The sequence below is a fragment of the Thalassoroseus sp. genome (genome assembly GCF_984380535.1).
Genome location: NZ_CFHRBF010000015.1, coordinates 168,057 through 186,069, shown reverse-complemented (window position 1 = coordinate 186,069; position 18,013 = coordinate 168,057). Strand labels below are relative to the sequence as shown.

Annotated in this window: 9 protein-coding genes; 4 read left to right on the top strand and 5 right to left on the bottom strand. The window is 54.7% G+C overall.

The window, feature by feature from the left end; genetic code table 11:
• Window positions 1-224 precede the first annotated feature (224 nt).
• Both AC5DDB_RS20800 and AC5DDB_RS20795 read left to right on the top strand, forming a co-directional pair.
• Window positions 225-6,833, top strand: coding sequence for a PAS domain S-box protein (locus AC5DDB_RS20800; protein ID WP_491741687.1), 6,609 nt, complete (start codon window positions 225-227; stop codon window positions 6,831-6,833).
• Between the two features lie 131 nt (window positions 6,834-6,964).
• On the top strand, window positions 6,965-7,216 hold the full coding sequence (locus tag AC5DDB_RS20795; RefSeq protein ID WP_491741686.1) for a hypothetical protein: 252 nt from the start codon (window positions 6,965-6,967) through the stop codon (window positions 7,214-7,216).
• An 80-nt stretch (window positions 7,217-7,296) separates the two neighbouring features.
• Here AC5DDB_RS20795 and AC5DDB_RS20790 read toward each other — a convergent pair whose 3' ends face one another.
• Window positions 7,297-7,725 (bottom strand): response regulator, encoded by a 429-nt coding sequence (locus tag AC5DDB_RS20790; protein WP_491741685.1) that lies wholly within the window; start codon window positions 7,723-7,725, stop codon window positions 7,297-7,299.
• Between the two features lie 440 nt (window positions 7,726-8,165).
• A complete protein-coding gene (locus tag AC5DDB_RS20785) occupies window positions 8,166-9,911 on the bottom strand; it encodes a sulfatase-like hydrolase/transferase (protein ID WP_491741684.1) in 1,746 nt (581 codons plus the stop codon).
• A gap of 195 nt (window positions 9,912-10,106) precedes the next feature.
• Between AC5DDB_RS20785 and AC5DDB_RS20780 the strand changes: the two genes are divergently transcribed.
• Window positions 10,107-10,853 (top strand): AraC family transcriptional regulator, encoded by a 747-nt coding sequence (locus tag AC5DDB_RS20780; protein ID WP_491741683.1) that lies wholly within the window; start codon window positions 10,107-10,109, stop codon window positions 10,851-10,853.
• An 85-nt stretch (window positions 10,854-10,938) separates the two neighbouring features.
• Here the strand turns inward: AC5DDB_RS20780 and AC5DDB_RS20775 are convergent, their stop codons facing one another.
• The 3 genes from AC5DDB_RS20775 to AC5DDB_RS20765 form a co-directional block, all read right to left on the bottom strand.
• Entirely contained in the window at window positions 10,939-13,527 is a 2,589-nt protein-coding gene (locus AC5DDB_RS20775) for a DUF1588 domain-containing protein (protein ID WP_491741682.1), read from the bottom strand.
• The gene (locus tag AC5DDB_RS20770; protein ID WP_491741681.1) at window positions 13,524-14,843 is read right to left on the bottom strand and encodes a DUF1552 domain-containing protein; all 1,320 of its coding nucleotides are present in this window, start codon (window positions 14,841-14,843) and stop codon (window positions 13,524-13,526) included. The genes AC5DDB_RS20775 and AC5DDB_RS20770 overlap by 4 nt, the downstream gene beginning before the upstream one ends.
• 377 nt (window positions 14,844-15,220) lie before the next feature.
• Window positions 15,221-17,818 carry a CehA/McbA family metallohydrolase gene (locus AC5DDB_RS20765; protein ID WP_491741680.1) on the bottom strand — a complete coding sequence of 866 codons (2,598 nt, stop codon included), beginning with the start codon at window positions 17,816-17,818 and terminating at the stop codon, window positions 15,221-15,223.
• On the opposite strand from AC5DDB_RS20765, the gene AC5DDB_RS20760 reads away from it, so the two are divergent.
• Window positions 17,817-18,013 (top strand): hypothetical protein (locus tag AC5DDB_RS20760; RefSeq protein ID WP_491741679.1); only part of this gene is annotated, 197 nt, incomplete at its 3' end. The two genes, AC5DDB_RS20765 and AC5DDB_RS20760, sit on opposite strands and share 2 nt — an antisense overlap.

Genomic DNA, 18,013 nt, shown 5'->3' with positions numbered 1-18,013 from the left:
CGATAACCGCTGCCGCATGTCGCTGGGAGAGAATTTGGGGATCGAACGCTGACCCGCCCTGATCAATCTCGGGAACTGCCTATTCATATTATCTGGTTGTTTGCCCTATTTCTTGTCGAGGCGAAGCTGTGTATGTTGCGTCGTGACTGTGCATATCCGGTCATGACTCTGTAACATGTTTGCTCGACTCGGGAGTACGGACGCAAAAGGACCGCCAAAATCAAATGGACAACAACGACCAAAATTTTCTTGTCGGCGGTGGCGAGATGGGGGAACGGACCCGCGCATTTGATTGGTCGCAGACGCACGTTGGCCCAATGTCGGAGTGGCCTTATGGTCTGAAGACCGCCGTGCGGATCATGCTTGGCTCGCGGTACGCGATGTGGTTGGGGTGGGGGCCCGAGTTTGTCTTCTTCTACAACGATGCGTATGCGAAAATGACACTCGGCCCAAAACATCCGTGGGCCTTAGGACGACCGGCCAAAGAAGTGTGGTCGGAAATTTGGGACGACGTCGGTCCACGGGCCGAATCGGTTATCGAGACCGGCGAAGCCACTTGGGATGAGGGACTACTGCTTTTTTTGGAACGGCAAGGCTTTCCCGAAGAGACGTATCACACGTTCTCTTATAGCCCTTTGCCCGATGACAGTGGCGCAATCGGCGGGATGTTGTGCGTCGTCACCGAAGATACCGAACGGACGATTGGCGAACGTCGGCTACGCACACTCCGAGAGTTGGCGGCCCGGACGACGGACGAAGCCAGATCGGTTGATGATTCATGCCAGAGAGCGGCTGAAATTCTCGCGAACAATCCGCATGATTTGCCGTTCGTACTACTTTATCTTTTGGATGGGGACGGGATCCAGGCGAGACTTGCCGGCAGTACCGGCTTGAGTGCGGAAACGGCTGCAAGTCCCGCGACCATCGAGTTGGACGACGAGAATTGTCCGTGGCCGTTCCGCCGAGCCATTGAGACCGGGAAAAGTGTCGAGGTCCACGATCTATCGAGTCAACTGGCTGCGATGTCCGTTGGAATTTGGCCGGAGCCACCGCAACAGGCGATGGTCCTGCCATTGGCCAAACCTGGGCAGACGCAAGTCGCCGGATTCATGGTCGCGGGGGTGAGTCCTCGCCTTCCGTTTGACGACGATTATCGAGGATTCTTCGATCTAACTGGCGGACAGATTTCCACCGCGATCGCCAATGCACGGGCTTACGAGGAGGAAAGAAAGCGTGCCGAAGCGCTGGCGGAGTTGGACCGTGCTAAGACGACGTTCTTCTCGAACGTCAGTCATGAATTCCGAACGCCGCTGACGCTCATGCTTGGTCCCGTCGAGGACATGCTCTCTCGAAGCTATACCGAACTTTCGCCTTCCGCGAAGGGACAGTTGGAAGTAGTCAATCGGAACGGTTTAAGGCTGTTGCGGTTGGTCAACTCGTTACTGGATTTCTCTCGGATCGAGGCCGGTCGAGTTCGGGCGGCTTTTCAACCAACCGACCTCACTGCGTTCACGACGGAATTGGCCAGCGTTTTTCGCGCGGCCTGTGAACGGGCCGGATTGCGGTTGGTCGTCGATTGTCGCCCATTGTCAGAGCTGGTCTTCGTGGACCGAGACATGTGGGAAAAGATCGTTCTCAATTTGCTGTCGAATGCCTTCAAATTTACCTACGAAGGCGAGATTACGGTGACACTTCAGCAGGTGGAAGACGCCGTCGAACTGCATGTCCAAGACACGGGCACCGGTATCCCGGCAGAAGAAATCCCGCGACTGTTCGAACGGTTTCACCGCATCGCAAACGCTCAAGGTCGAACGCACGAAGGAAGCGGGATCGGACTAGCGTTGGTTCAAGAGTTGATCAAACTTCACGGCGGCCGTATTGCCGCTGAGAGTGTCGTCGGACAGGGGACAACCTTTACTGTCACCTTGCCTTTAGGATCGTCTCACCTGCCTCCCGATCAGGTCGGAGAAACCCGTAGCCTCGCTTCGACGAGCACTGGTGCCACACCGTATGTCGAGGAGGCTCTTCGCTGGCTTCCGGACGAAACGCCAGAGGAACACCACACCGACCTGCCAGCCTACGATGAACCGATTTCAGTTCCCGCTGTTGGTACAGAATCGGAGGAACAGTCTCAACGCCCGAGAGTGTTAGTGGCGGACGACAACGCCGATATGCGGCAGTACGTCACGCGTTTGCTCGCTGAGCAGTATTCCGTCGTATCCGTGACGGATGGTGAGGCGGCATTACAGGAAGCTACGCGAGAACCACCAGACTTAATCTTGTCGGACGTCATGATGCCCCGACTCGATGGCTTCGGACTCCTACGAGCACTTCGGAAAAAGTCTCGGACACGTGCGATTCCGGTCATCATGCTCTCGGCCCGTGCCGGCGAGGAAAGCCGGGTTGAAGGCATGGAAGCGGGTGCCGACGACTACTTGGTGAAACCATTCAGTGCACGTGAATTGATGGCCCGGGTAGCGGCTCACTTGCAAATTGCTCAGTTGCGACAAAGGTCCGAACAGGCCGTTCGCGAAAGCGAGGAGCGGCTGAGAATGGCTCTCGCTGCTGCTCGGATGGTGACTTGGCAGATCGATCCGATCAACGGACATGTCGTTGTCTCGAACAATGCTGCTGAACTTCTCGGACTGCCACCCGGAACGCAGATTGATGACCTCGAATTTGGCTTTAACCTGCTGCACCCCGATGACGTCAAACGACATCGCGCGACCATCGAGCGAGCGATCGAAGAGGGGGGAACCTACCTGAGTGAGTTCCGCATCGTCCGGCCTGACAACGGGCAGACGATTTGGCTGGAAGACCGTGGCCAATCAGTCGGTGATGAGAAAGGGAATACGTTGCGACTGGTCGGCGTCGTCATGGACATTACCGAGCGAAAACGGGCCGAAGAAGAACTTCAAAACGAACGGGACTTGTTAAGCGTAACGCTGTCCAGTATTGGCGATGCTGTCATCACCACAGACATCGACGGCCGGGTTACGAACCTCAATGGTGTGGCCGAATCGCTCACCGGTTGGAAGCATTCCGAGGCAGTCGGACAAGCGCTCAATACGGTCTTCCAGATCATCAACGAAGGCACACGAAAGACTGTCGAAAACCCGGCCGAGCGGGCGCTCCGCGAGGGAGTGGTCGTCGGTCTGGCAAACCATACGGTTCTGATCGCCAAGGATGGTTCCGAACGTCCCATCGATGATAGTGCTGCCCCCATTCGCGGCGGAGATGGAAAAATTGTTGGCTGCGTGCTGGTGTTCCGAGACGTAACGGAGCGGCGGCGAGAAGAAGCACTTCTCTCGAACCAGAACAAGGTCTTAGAGCAAGTCATTCACGATGGCCCGTTGCCTGACATTCTCGATGCGGTATGCCTTGCCCTCGAGCAACACATCGCCGGAGAAGGCATCGCTACCGTCCTACTGACGGACGAGAGTGGAACATCCCTTCGCCCCGCGGCAGGGAATCGCTGCCCGGCAGAGTATGCAAAGGCTTTGAAAACGGTACCGATTGGTCCAGACTGTGGATCATGTGGGACAGCAGCTTACCGGGGCGAACTCGTGGTAGTTGACGATATCGCGACCGATCCCCTGTGGAACGACTACCGTGATCTTGCCCTCCCTCATAACTTGCGAGCATGTTGGTCTGTTCCGATTTTCTCTTCGACAGAGGCCATTCTCGGCACGTTTGCAGTTTACTCACACGTTCCACGACGTCCCAGCGACCAAGAACTTCGAGTCATGGAGTTTCTAGCTCGCACAGCGGGAATTGCCATCGAACGCCACCGGACTGTTCAAGCCTTGCAAGAGAGCGAACTTCGCTATCGGTTGGTCGGTCAGGCCGCGAATGACGCCATCTGGGACTGGAATCTTCTGAATAACCAAGTCCGATGGAACGAGGGGCTCCAAACGAATTTCGGTTTTTCGGTCGATCAGATCGACACGGATGCTTCCTGGTGGGTCGAACACATTCACCCTGAGGACCGAGAACGCGTGGCCGAGCGGATTCATCATGCCATCGACGGCAACGAGGAGTTGTGGAACGACGAATACCGTTTTCAACGAGCAGACGGGTCGTATGCCGACGTTTTTGACCGAGGCCGAATTGTCCGCGACGAAGGCAAACCCGTTCGGATGGTTGGCTCAATGCTCGACCTGACCGAGCGGAACAAGTCCGAAGCGGCGCTCCGGGAGAGTGAAGAACGATTCCGAGGCATCTTTTCGCAGACCCTCGCCGGCATCGCTGAGACAGACCTTTCCGGTCGCTTCGTCGAGACCAACCAGCGTTACTGCGAAATCGTGGGACGTTCCGCAGAAGAGCTGAGCGGGATGCGGATGCAGGACATCACCCACCCCGATGATCTGTCCCACAATATGCCGCTATTCGAACGGGCTGTTTCCGATGGAACGCCCTTCGTGATCGAAAAGCGTTACCTGCGGCCCGATGGCTCGCTGGTGTGGGTCAACAACAGTGTGTCACTGGTTCGTGATGAAACGGGCCGACCAAAACATATCGTTGCCGCCTCCCTCGATATCACAAGCAACAAACAAGCTGAGGCCGCCCTGCGAGAGAGCGAAGCCCACTTCCGCAGCATGGCGGATAACGCTCCGACGATGATCTGGGTAACCAACCCTTCGGCTGAGTGTACCTACATCAGCCAGCAATGGTGTGAATTCACTGGCACCGTCCAATCGCAGAATCTAGGCGTCGGTTGGGTGGAGTGCGTTCATCCCGACGACCGCCAGCATGCAAAAGAAATCTTCTTAAGTGCCAACGAACGTCATGCTCCATTCAGCGTCGATTACCGACTCCGAAGACATGATGGCGAATACCGATGGGCGGTGGACCTGGGATTGCCCCGCTTCGACGAGAATAGGCAGTTTCAGGGGTACGTCGGGACCGTTACCGACATCCATGACCGCAAACAAGCAGAGGTCAAGTTACGAGAGCAAGAAGCGCAGTACCGGAGCATCTTTGAATCGACAAGCGACGCGGTGCTAATCTTCGACTACGACGGTCAGCTGATCGAAGTCAATCCCGCTGCCTGTGCAATGCACGGTTATGCCTACGATGAAATGGTGGGCATGCAGGGCACACAGATCGTTCATCCCATGGATCACCACAAGTTCGCCGATTTCGTGAAACAGGTGACGGCGGGCGAAAAGTACCACGCCGATGGCACACACGTGCGAAAAAATGGCGAGTTGATCTCAATTCAAGTCGCAGGTACTTCGTTCGTATTTGCGGGCCGACCAGCTTTGCTTGCGGTGATTCGGGATGTCAGCGAAGAGCGGAAAGCGGTCGACGCACTGCGGAAAAACGAGCAACGATTGCGGTTCATTATGGACTCGATGCCGCAAAAAATCTTTACGGCTACTCCCCAAGGTGAGGTCGATTATTGCAATCCAACTTGGATGACGTTTACCGGCGAATCGTTCGAATCGATTCGAAATTGGGGTTGGCAATCCATCGTTCATCCCGATGACATAGAGGAGAACATCCGGGTCTGGAAGCGATCGATCGATACGGGCGAGCCGTTCCAGTTCGAGCACCGCTTTCGCCAAGCGAATGGCGAATACCGCTGGCATATCAGTCGGGCATTGCCCATGCGAGACGAAGAAGGGCAAGTTGTGATGTGGATCGGCTCGAACACCGAAATCCATGAAACGAAGAGTCTCCAAGACGAACTCCGGGAAGTCGCTGCCGAATTGTCCGAAGCCAATCGCCGCAAAACAGAGTTCTTGGCAACACTGGGGCACGAGCTTCGGAATCCTCTGGCTCCGATCCGCACGGGACTGGAAGCGATGAAGATGATCGAAGACAACCCAGGAGCTCTGTCGGAAATCCGCAGCACGATGGAGCGTCAGGTTCAACAGATGGTCCGCTTGATCGATGACCTGCTGGACATTTCTCGTATCACTCAGGACAAGTTGGAGTTGAGAACCTGTCGGGTCGCCCTGCAGGATGTCGTTCAAAGTGCCATCGAAGCAACCAAGCCGTTTATTGACGAGGCGAGTCACAAGTTGACTGTGACGATGCCGGACCAAACAGTTTACCTCAATGGCGACCCCAACCGACTGGCCCAGGTCTTTTCGAACTTGCTCAACAATTCGGCGAAATACACCGCAGAAGGCGGTCAGATCTGGCTGAACGTCGAGGAGCGAGACAACGAGGTCGTGGTCGCTGTGAAAGATAACGGGCTCGGCATTCCCGCCGACATGCTCGGCCATATCTTCGAGATGTTCACCCAGATCGATCGCCCTTTGGAGAAGGGATACACTGGGCTTGGCATCGGACTGACCTTAGTCAAGCGATTGGTCGATATGCATCAAGGCAGCATCGAAGTTCGTAGCGACGGCCCGGACAAAGGCAGTGAATTCAGCGTGCGATTGCCGATCATGCTGGAGTCGCTTGGGAACGAAGAGACTGCCGACGAGCAGGAATTCGTGGCGACACCGCTTCGGATTCTTGTGGTCGACGACAACAAGGCTGCAGCGACAATGCTGAAAATGGTCGTTAAGATGCTGGGCAACAAGGTTCGCACGGCTCACGATGGTCAGCAGGCCGTCGAGGTCGCGGCCGAATTCTTGCCGGATGTCGTTCTCATGGACCTCGGGATGCCAAAGATGAACGGTTATGAAGCAGCACGTCATATTCGTAAGCAGTCGTGGGGCCACGACATGTTACTGGTCGCTTTGACCGGTTGGGGGCAGGACGAAGACCGAGAGAAAACGCGACAAGCAGGCTTTGATCACCACCTGGTCAAACCTGCGGAGCCAGCGGTCTTACAACAGCTATTGGCGAACCATAAACCGAGATCTCGTTAATTGTGAGACGGAGATGGTTATCCGGTCTTCCGTGTTCCCGGTAGACGCAGCAATGCCCGTGCATTCCTCTTCCATGCGACCGAAGCCATTACAATCTTAGATTCAACCGCTCTGAAATTAGGAAAACCATAATGTCTGCAGAACAAGGTCAGTCCACCGATCGCACGGAGCGACAGCAACAACTCCGGAAATTGGGCCATGACGTGCGGACCCCGCTCGGAATCGTATGTACCGGACTCGAAGCCCTAAAAGGCATGCGTGAGGATGCAGACAGTTTCGCCGAAATCTACGAAACGATTCAGCAGGATGGTATCGAACCATTGAAGAAGATAATTGCCGAGCTCGTTGACGTCGCCTGCCAGCAAGAAACAAACGACCAGTAATCAGACTGATTTCTCCGAGATTTCGCTAGACCGGCGGGCAGCCGACCGCGGTGAACCCATTGCTGACCAATCGAAATGGATTAATGGATCCCGTTGATTTCCGACAGCTTAGGATGCGACCCTAACTTCTTCAGATCAGCAACATCGACGGGCTTCACCAGGTACTCGTCGAACCCGGCATCGAACGCTTTTTGGCGGTTTTCTTGATCGGCATGCCCTGTCTGCGCGACGATCAGCGTTCGACGAACCGAATCCGCCTCGCGAATTGCTCGCGCCACATCGAATCCCGACATGTCAGGAAGAACGAGATCGAGCAAGACAATCTCTGACGCAAATTCTCGATGCGTTTCCAACGCCGACTTCCCGTTTAACGCAACCATCGTCTCATGACCGATCAATGCGAAGAGTCGCGCTGTAATTGTGGCGATACCTGCGGCATCATCGACGATCAACACACGGCGAGACGGAACTTCATGCGTGGTGCCGGTGGATTCTATGCTGTCTGGCATGGAACGAATTTCTGCCTCAATAGCAGGATATTAGACGGCGCAAATGGCATTGGTGCCTGCTCCCTCACAAAGGGCTAGTCTGCCGTGGAAAATTGGGATGATACACGTAGACGTTCTCGAAATGCAGCCCCAAGTTCTATACCTCTCCGCCTGCCATTCGCCAAACGTGTTTTTCAGGTTCCAATCGGCCAGCAATCTACACTTTGCCCCTAATTTACCAACAGAAGTCACGAACGCCCGACAGCGTACAAATTCCTTCGGCTTACGACCAATCGAAACTCATGCCGTGTCTGTGGTCGGTCGCACGTTTCACGATTCAACTTTTCGAATATATGCAGTTCAAGTGTAACGGTTGTATCGACGAATGCGTAGCAAAAGTCAGCTTCGATCGTCGTTACGCGACAGCGAGGTTCCCGACGGTTCTCCGAACGAATCGCCCATCACGGATTCTTTTCCGCGTCATCGAGAATCACGGCTTTAGCCGAACGATCTCCGACAGTGAAGCAACCAAGTGGGCTGGCGTCCGGTGTTGTAATCATCCAGACAGCGCCGGGACGAGTCCGTTGACGAAACTGTTTTCCCATCGCGATGTCTCCGTACGGTTTTGGACGACCTTCCCGATCGATCCACCATAACTTGACCGTGGCTTTGCGTTTATTGACGAAGACAACCTCAAACGTGCCACCATCGGGTTTTGACGGCGGAGAATCGACTTGGTCATCGAGAGACTGCCAATTCAAATCCGGCAACGAAGCCACGCTGGGTTTTGGTTTCGCCGCAAATGACTTTGGTGCGAGTTGTTGAAGGGCAGTACGTTCCGTCGCAAACTGCGTGTCGTCAGCAAGGTTCTTCCATTCATAGGGATCAGCTTGAATGTCATACAACTCCTCTTCGCCGTTCGCATAGTGAATCAACCGAAACCGCTCCCCGCTAACAGAATAGTTTCCCGGCGAATCGAGATGAGTCACGGAGACGTGAGGCCAATCGGCGTTCGGATTTTTCAGCAACGGCACTAGTGACGGGCCATCATGTTGTGGTTCCGACGGGAGGCCACACAACTCTAGCAGCGTCGGGAAAAGACTGAGCAGATTAACCGGCTGACTGCATTGGGCCGGTGTCGTTCCGGATGGTAATGCTGGGGTTCCTGCCGGAACTCGAATCATTAGCGGAATCCGAGTACACACACGCCAACCGGTATACTTCTGCCAATGTTGTTTTTCGCCCAAATGCCAACCATGATCAGACCACAGCATCACAATGGTATTTTTGGAATAGGGACTCGCATCGAGTGCATCCAATACCTTGCCCAGCATGGCATCGGCGAAATGAATGGACGCAAGATATCCTTGCACTCCCTGCTTCCATTGTCCTTGCTTCCGAATGTGCTCGAAGTACCGATTGGGGCCACGTCGTTGACCTTCGGATGGAAGGTCGTCAAGGTCATCTTCTTTGTATCCCGGCGGCAACACGATCGAGTCTAGAGGAAATGGCTCGAAGTACTTTTTCGGGACAAACCAGGGCTCGTGGGGTCGATAAATCCCGCAGGCCAGAAAGAACGGCTTGGAGTGTTCCTGGGAAAGCTGTTGGGAGATCCAATTGGCGACGAGGTAGTCACCGCCGAATTCTTCGTTAGTCGCATCGAGCGGCCCCCAATCCGTTTCCACATACTGCCAAGGTCCTCCCACAGGTAGACTCAGCGGACGTTGATCTGGATAGAGTGTCCGAGGAAACGGATTTTCAGTCGCTTTGTCAGGGAAGTAGAGATCCCACGACGGAGCATCAATGAAATAATGCAACAACTTCCCCGACCCCGCGGACTGATATCCGTGCCGACTGAGCGTTTTGGGAATGATTTCCTCCGTCGGCATGACCTCCCTCATCTTTTGCCGATTGGAATAGAGACCGGATCGGTGGGGCGAACGTCCCGTGAAAATCGCAGCACGCGATGGATTACACGCCGGAGCCGGGCAATGAGCATTTGTGAACAGGATGCTCGTGTTTGCAAGCCGATCCAAGTTCGGCGTCAGGGTTTGCGGATGGCCCCCCATGACGCCCACCCAATCGTTTAAGTCATCCATCGCAATGAAGAGAATGTTCGGTCGTGGCTCGACTCCATCAGCGTCGGCCCCGCTCGCGGCTGTGGCAATCAAACTCAGTACACTCAGCCCAAATACCGTTTGACGCATCTTCGAACCTAATTTCATCTTCGTTGACCCGCTCCTGAACCATTCAATGCCTGCCGTCGTCTTGCAGAGCTGAATTTCACGGGGGCCAACTAGAAGTCTTTGCCATCATTGCTATGACAGTCGATTCTATCGAAATTGCTCCCGAAATCCTGCCTACATGAAGACAGCGAACTGCTAAATGCGCATACTTCAGAAATGCCCAGTGAGACGTCACTCCGAAAACTGTTAGATGAACTCGATCCGCCGTTTACCGGTGAGACGCTTTTCGATCGTCTGTCGGATGTGGTGTTCTTTATCAAGAACGCAAGCGGCCAGTATGTTGTCGTCAACAACACAGCGGTAGACCGTTGCGGACTTCGGACCAAATCGAAGTTAATCGGGCAAACGGCTAGCCAAGTCTTTCGTGCACCGCTCGGCGAGAGTTTCGAACTGCAAGATCGGAAGGTCCTCGAATCGGGTCGTCCTCTTTCGATGCAGTTGGAACTACATATTTATCCAACCGGTGAAGCCGGCTGGTGCCTGACCAACAAGCTGCCACTCACGCGAAAGGACGGCAGTATTGCGGGGTTGGTCGGCATCTCTCAGGACTTGCGTTTGCCGGACTCTTCGATGGAAGAATACCAACATATCGCCACCGCGATTCGGTTCGCAGAAACCAATCTCTCGACACCACCCAGTGTGCAAGACTTGGCAACAATCGCGGGCATGTCCCGCTATCAGTTGGACCGTCGGATTCGCCGCGTGTTTGGTCTCACTGCAGGGCAATGGCTGTTGAAACTCCGCATCGATCACGCACAACAAACCCTGCAGCAAACCGATGTCAGCATATCAGAAATTGCCCTCGACACCGGCTACGCAGATCAAAGTGCGTTCACTCGCCAGTTTCGTCTAGCAACCGGGCTATCGCCCCGAGAGTTTCGTCTGGCCTGTCGAAAACTATAAGACGAAACCGGGAACCGTGCAGACGATCTATGCGACGCGTTATCGAATTCTTGGACGTAGAAAATACCTTGGGAGATCGGTTGCGTTATTTCGCGTCGGTCAAGGACGTCTCGCTTCGGGTGCGATAGAGAAACGCATCTGAAGTCAGAAGCGAGACGAGCATCGCGTTCATACTCCCACCGTTTTCTTTGTACGCTCGGTAGGCATCTTGGAGAACCGGACGGTCATTGAGCGTCTCGTTACGCCCCATCCAGAACCGAAATGCGTGACGAACAAAAACTTGCTCAGCACGTTCACTCTCCGCAATCCGTTCGATCATTTCGATTGCGTTCGTGACTTTGCCATCGAGTTGCGGATCTCCGGATGCAATAATCTCTCCGGAGGTATCGACCGGTTGATTCAGTTCTTGCTCGCGAAACAACCCCGCATGATTGTACATCTCGAATGGAAGCCCTAACGGGTCCATCTTCTGATGACAAGTCCAGCAATACGTTTCCCGAGTCACCCGCATACGTTCCCGTAGTGTTTTGTTCGGTTCGTCCGGGAGCATCGCATCGACCGTGATGGGCACGTCGGGAATGCCGCCGCCGAGAAGTCGTTCGCGAATCCATCGCCCGCGTCGGATGGCGTGGTTATCCATCGCATCGGAATGAGACACCAACCAACTCGGATGCGTAAGAATTCCCAGTCGTTGTCCTTCCGGTGCCTTCGCCAACACCCGTTCCGGCTTCATCGAACCACTGCCGAAACTCCGTCGACTGACACGCGCGAAAATCTTCGGCCCCGTCAGATTCGCTTCGGTAACATTGTGGTTGACGTTGCTACGATTTCTCTGATTGGCTGCCAAGCTTTTCTTCAGAGTCGCGAGTTCACGTTCTTTGCGTGTCAATTCTCGCTTCTGAACTCGATCGTCTTCAGAGCCAGATTCTAACTTTTCTTTGAGGTCCGCAATTTCCTTCTCGAGAGCCGCCAGTTCCGCAGCTTCCATGGCTTTGGCTTCCGCATCGGCCTTTCGAGCCGCCGCCACCGACGCTTGCCGCTCTTGCAGGGTATTCTTCTTGCCGAAGTAAATGTTGTCGGCTTTCGTCGCCACGACCTTGTCCGTGGTCAGCAACTGCTTGAACACATCGCGATCTTCCTGCAAGATCAATTCGATCAGCCGATCCGTACTGGCGGTGGCACCGAACATGGCCGAATAGTGAGCAGTTCCTCGATTGTTCACACCGGTCTGTGCTAACGCGTTTGCATCCTTACAGATATATCCGCCGAGATCATAATCGAAGTAGTCTCGGAAGAACTGCAAGATCCGAGGTTTACGAATGCTGTCATCGCTGAGCATCCGCTCGACCTCCCGCTTGACGTCTTCCCGCGTCCGCATTCGGCCGGATTCAATCGCTTCCCGAAGTTCCGCATCGGGCTGGATGTACCGCAACGCGTGATTCACCGCGAGACCGAGTTCCCAATCTTGCAGCATCACACGTCCGTGACGATCTGGTTGGCCGGTTTCAGCGAGTTCTGGTCGGAAGAGCGCGTCGCGATCGAGGAAGATAGCCGACAGCCCCAAGACGGCACCGTCTTCTTTCCCAAGTTTCGCGATGGATTGTTTTACGATCGTTAAGTACGCATCTGTTTCGTTCTCGCTCGGCGGACGGAAGGTGAGGGCTTCGAAGAGATAATCCACAGCGGCCCGTAATCGCTCATCAGTAACGCCGTCTTCCCGCATGAGATCGTAGACTGGCGTTAGCGGACGCATCACTTTGGTGCTATAGACCAGACTCGTCGGCAAACCGCGGATGTCGCCTTCCATTTTGTAGGAGTTCGGGTCGTCGGTGATTTGCTCTGGATTCGCGATGCTCAGCGGACCATACGCCATGTAGCGAATGATGTCCTGAGCGACGCTCATAATTTGCGTCGCTTCGGCACTATTGACGGTATAGAAATCCGGATAGTTTTCGAGACCGTGATCGCGAGCCGTCGACAACACCGCCGGCACACTTTTCACCGCGGTCGCATACGCGACGGTTCCGCCTTGCCATTTGATGATGCGATCGGTGCCGAAATAGAGTTTTAGTTCTCCGCCGTGATTGGTGGGCACCGCATCGCCACGAGTCCGTAAGCCGGGCTTTTCAGGATCGTACGGCGATTCGTAATTGATGAGTTCATTGAGCCGTGTGATATGTTCCTGGGGCGTTACCCGCCAAATGCGGGCAGGTGTCGAAGTGGGAACAAGTTTGATCCCATCGGGCAGGGGACCGAACAGCAGGTTGTGATCCAGAAAGTTCGCCTTGTTCGGATCGCGATGATCGTGGAATCCGCCCTTGTCACGCATGACGTCGGTGAGTTCGCCGACGACCCAATCGGAAAACCGAAGTCGTTCAACGATCTTCGGCTGTGGCATTTCCTCGGGGGGCATTTCGCCGAGCGTAACTTGTGCCCAGACCGCTTTCCAAGTGGCGGCGTTGACTTCGTCGATCGGTCCCAGATCGTGCAGAGAAAGTCCGGCTTCAGGATCGGTTTCACCGTGACAATCGAGACAGTGCTGCTCGATGAACGGCCCCGGTAGGGACTCGAAATCAGCGTCGATTCTTTGTCCGGGCGTGTAAGTCTCTGCACTAACAACCGATCGTAAACCACACGCCAGCACAACCCCTAAGACAATTCGGCCCCATGTCATACCAGCAGTTCCTTGAGCGGCCCGGTGCTGTTATCGAATTTGCCCGCCATCTTCTCGTCCATATTGAAGCGGTCGCAATGGACACCGGCGGCTCGCAAGAGTGATGTGTAGAGTGCGTTGATCGGTCGTTTTCCATCCAACTGCGTGAAGCAACCGGTTTTAAACGCCCCGTCAAAATTGCCTAGCAACATCACCGGCCAGTTGGCTCCGTTGGTGTGCTGTTTATCAGCGTTGTTGCTTGTGTAGACGATGAGTGTATGGTCCATCATCGTGCCACTGCCTTCCGGCACACTTTCCAAGGCTTCCATAATGCGGACCAACATTTGGCTATTGTACTGACGAATTTTGATCCAGATGGGATTGTCGGGTTGTTCCATGTGGCCGAGGTTGTGCCCCTGCTGTTGGATACCTAACCCTTTCCAAGCTCCGAAGATCTCACCGCGTCCGGAACCGATGGTGAGTGTATTCGTGATCCCGGATGTCAGAGCAGAGATCCCGAGATCAAGCAGGCAATCGTGCCAATCGGTTTCGAACTCTGGCTTGGTATAGCGTTCGTCGACTTTAGGAGCAAACTTTTGCAGATGATCGGAGACCTTCGCCAAACGATCTCGCAAACCGTTGACATCTTGGAAACCTTCCACGTATTGGTTGTAGCGACGACGATCGAGACTTGGCAACGATTGCCCCTTGGCCGCTGCAAGTTGTTCGACCTGATTCAACACGTTCGATTGAGCTTCGTGCTGCAAACGGATGTCACCAGTGGAGATGCCGCCGTAGAGCATCTGATACAAGTGGTTCGGGTTCGAGTGCATAAAGATCGGCTGACCGGCACCGCTCGCCGAGAGTGTGGCAATGGTGGGTTTCGTCGTCATGTTCTCGATCGAGTCCATGCCGATGCACAAATGCGGCAGCAGCGTTTGCGGCAGGACCTTGCTGAGTTCGTAGTCAATCGTCGATCCGCTTGGCGGCACACCATCGCTACCCCGATAGCCGCCCAATGCGCCAAAGAATGCACTGTGTGACGGGCTTGTGTGTTTGCCGTGCAAACCGTTGATAATGTGCAGTCGTTCTTTGTAGGGTTCCAAAGCACTGATCGGCTCGGGCAATTTGGCTTTCGCCAGCGAACCGCTGCTTCTCATGCCGGTGGGAACACACGTCTTCGGGTCGAACCCTTGGTTCTGCATGAAGAAGACGATTCGCTTGGGCGTGGTTCCGCTAGAATCCGCAGCCCACAGACGATTAGGCAGCAAGGGCAATGTCATCGCGGCGCCGGTGCCAGCTGCCATTCCTTGCAACATTTCTCTGCGGTTGAGCATGATCGATTCTTCCCGTTGGTAGATATGCAACGAACTCGATGAAACCGTCAACACACGACCGAAATCTCCTACTTAGGATTCCGATGCTGTCCGGTAGGATTCACGACCGTCTTTGGGTGGCGGGTGAGGAGCGCGGCTTATTGGTAGGGCAAGCATGCATTATAAATATGATGCGCAATGCATGCGAATTATTTTAACTATTCTCGGTAAAAAGTGCACCCGGAAATCAGCAGGTCGCGCCGAAGAACGCAACTTATTCGCTGAAAGGAACTTACCATCGATACCGAATTCGGTCACTTTCGTGATGCGGCATAATTCAAGAAGCCCTTCGGACGGAATTGTCCGAAGGGCTTCTGAAAATTCCGACGAATGTGTCACTATCGTTGGATTTTGACAGGTAGCGGTACGCCAAGGGTGTCTTTATTGGGCTGGAAACCGTTGCCATCCGTATCGACGAATACCGGATTGGTCATTGCCGCCGGTTTCGCGGATCCCCATGCGGGCCCCATCACCGGACCGACGGTGCGATTCTCCGCCCCGGTCACGGCAATAATATGTGCGTCACCAGCGATTTCGAGTTCCAATTCCTGATCGAACTTCACAACACCGTCTTTGAACTTGTCCGCGTGCGTCTTGCGACGATAGTCGTGCATGGAGTGCACTCGTCCGTTGACCATCAGAAACACACGGTCCACGTCCAACCAGTTGGGACATTGGACCCGAACATGCGCGGTGAGTGTACGGGATTTGGTTTCGAACTCGTCCCCAGGAACGTAAGTTTCGTCCGAATCGGGTTCGGAAATGGTCAGCTCTAGGAACGGACCGTTGGACATCACCAAATGCCCCGCTTTCGAGGCTCGCACGAGATCCATGGAATCGACCTCGGCAGGGTTATCGGTTTTGGTACGAATCCAATTCCGCAACCCGCCCGAGCCGTGGTAGTTGTAGTGGGCATCGGTGTTGACCACGCCGGGAATGCGGTATCCCTGATTGAGCAGTTGCAGCCAATTGAAGATCCGTGTGTTGCCCCACGAATCGCCGTCCTTGAGTTGTTTCTGATTTCGTAGCACCACGTCGATCGGGTGAATTTCCATGACGTGGATGTGTTCGTGAGAGCGAGCGTATCCACCGTCGGGTTTGCCATCGCCGTTTTTGTCATAGAACAGCCAACCGATGTCGGGGTGGTTTTGCTGAATCAGTTTTTCACTGCGGTTGTCCCACAGCATGAGACGTTCGATTTGCGTTTCCGGACTGACATCGGTTACCGGTCCGCCGCCATCTTGTCGATGGGGATGATGGATCATCGGGAACACATTCTGATGATTCAACGGCAACGGCGAGCCGGTCAATTCCATTCCGGAAACCGTCGCGACTTGGTCTTCGATGCCGAGCTTCTTCAGAATCGGGACGTAGGTATCGATGCGGTTGTGTTCGGTACACGGAGCATACTCGATGTGCTCACAGAGAAGGTTGATCACCCGCCCGGTTTGGCTGGCCGTGTTGTCACCTGATGGCGAACTATGACTGTGAAAGTCGCTGCTAATCCAGCCGGTTGTATCGACAGTTCGCTTCAGTTTGCCGGTGAGTTTCGTTGTCTCGCCTTCAGCGACGGTCAACTTCCGCGTGATCGCATCGTATTCCGGACCATGACTGATGATGACTTCGTACTCGCCAGCGGGGACCGTTTGTTCGAACGTTCCGTGGGGGGCATACTGCAAATTGATCACGCCATATTCCGCGGTTTCGGGGCCGAAATACGGTTTCGGCGTCTCACCTTGCGGACGGAACTCGACTTTGCAGGCCAACGGTCTGCCGTTGTCGTCAGTGATTTTCGCCACCACACGACCGGGATTCCAATCACCGAACTGAATCGTCTGATGCACACCATCGTCTTTGACGGAGTCAATCTCGACTTCTGTCGAACTCCGTTCAGAAAGCGACACACCGAGCACGGTGGTGTCGATCTCGTACTTCCCTGCGGGCAGGAGTGTCTCTAACTCGCCACGCTCGTTCGTCCGGCCAGTGCCACGTGTTTTGCCGTTTTGCTTAATCGCAACAAGTGCCGACGGAATTGGCTCATCACGCCCGTCGTGTATAGAGACCATAAACGGTTGCAATTTTTTGCCACGCAGCGAATCCGCGATCGCCTGGACTTTCAACAGATTTTCGCCGGGAATCAATCGACGAGCAACTTCGAGCCGTTGTCCCGGTTGTAGTGTGACTTCGCTTTTGTCATCGGCAAGGTATTCGAGAACCGAATAGCGGGAGTCGCTGCGAGAACGAATTCCGTCCTGCGGACTCACCCGTTGCACACCGATCGCGTGTCCCCAGTACTGATCTTGGATGAAGAATAGATCGTTCAAGCCATTCGGGGATTTGACGGCCTGTTCCTTACCCGTGTCGAAGCGAATGTCGTCTTCGACTTTCACGGTCAGTGGTTTTTCGCTTTGGTTGGTGTAAACGGTGGTGACCGTTAGAAACGGTTGACCGTTTTCCAAGCGGTAGTGCACTTTCACATGCGGGCGACCATCGATTGCTTCGGCCTCAACAATGACCTCCGCATGAGCACTCTCGGTCCGTTTGCCATCCACGACTCGCGCGGAACTACCAGTGGTCACGGTTTGATTCCGAAACGCGAACGTGCGTCGTCCCGGATAGAACGCGCTGAGCTGATCGCCTTTGCTGCCGTTGCCGCTGAGGTCGATCAAACAGCCGCCGACATTCCGCACGGTCATGTTCGCATTGCGGGTCGCGATCGGTTGCGCGATGACAGCGGTGATATGCTCGTTCTTGAGAACCGCGTCACCATAGATTGCATCGACTTCTTTGCCCTGCGGCGCAAAGTGACTCCAGTTCTCTTCGTTGAGAATCGTGACCGAAGAGCCATGATGGTGATGGTCGTTATCACTGGGATGATGGGCGAACGCAGGCGACAACATCGCCAGCAGAACGGGTAGAGCGGTTAAGCGTTTCATGTCGAATTCTCGTGGTGGGAAAACATCGGCAAGCGTCCATGTGACGCCCATCACCCTACCGCGACACCGCCCCGATTTCCACGCCCCCCGCCATCTTCATCCCGAATTCGCAAACTGTTTATTCTTTGTCCATGGTCCGGAGTGGGTCGTCATCAGCCAACTCCCGCCGTACCGACATTTCCAATCCCCAACTCC

Excerpts from the sequence above, each read along its gene's own strand:
- AC5DDB_RS20800 (WP_491741687.1), top strand. The coding sequence starts at position 225 with ATGGACAACAACGACCAAAATTTTCTTGTCGGCGGTGGCGAGATGGGG.
- AC5DDB_RS20780 (WP_491741683.1), top strand. The coding sequence starts at position 10,107 with ATGCCCAGTGAGACGTCACTCCGAAAACTGTTAGATGAACTCGATCCG.
- AC5DDB_RS20765 (WP_491741680.1), bottom strand. The coding sequence starts at position 17,818 with ATGAAACGCTTAACCGCTCTACCCGTTCTGCTGGCGATGTTGTCGCCT.
- AC5DDB_RS20795 (WP_491741686.1), top strand. The coding sequence starts at position 6,965 with ATGTCTGCAGAACAAGGTCAGTCCACCGATCGCACGGAGCGACAGCAA.
- AC5DDB_RS20785 (WP_491741684.1), bottom strand. The coding sequence starts at position 9,911 with ATGCGTCAAACGGTATTTGGGCTGAGTGTACTGAGTTTGATTGCCACA.
- AC5DDB_RS20775 (WP_491741682.1), bottom strand. The coding sequence starts at position 13,527 with ATGACATGGGGCCGAATTGTCTTAGGGGTTGTGCTGGCGTGTGGTTTA.
- AC5DDB_RS20770 (WP_491741681.1), bottom strand. The coding sequence starts at position 14,843 with ATGCTCAACCGCAGAGAAATGTTGCAAGGAATGGCAGCTGGCACCGGC.
- AC5DDB_RS20790 (WP_491741685.1), bottom strand. The coding sequence starts at position 7,725 with ATGCCAGACAGCATAGAATCCACCGGCACCACGCATGAAGTTCCGTCT.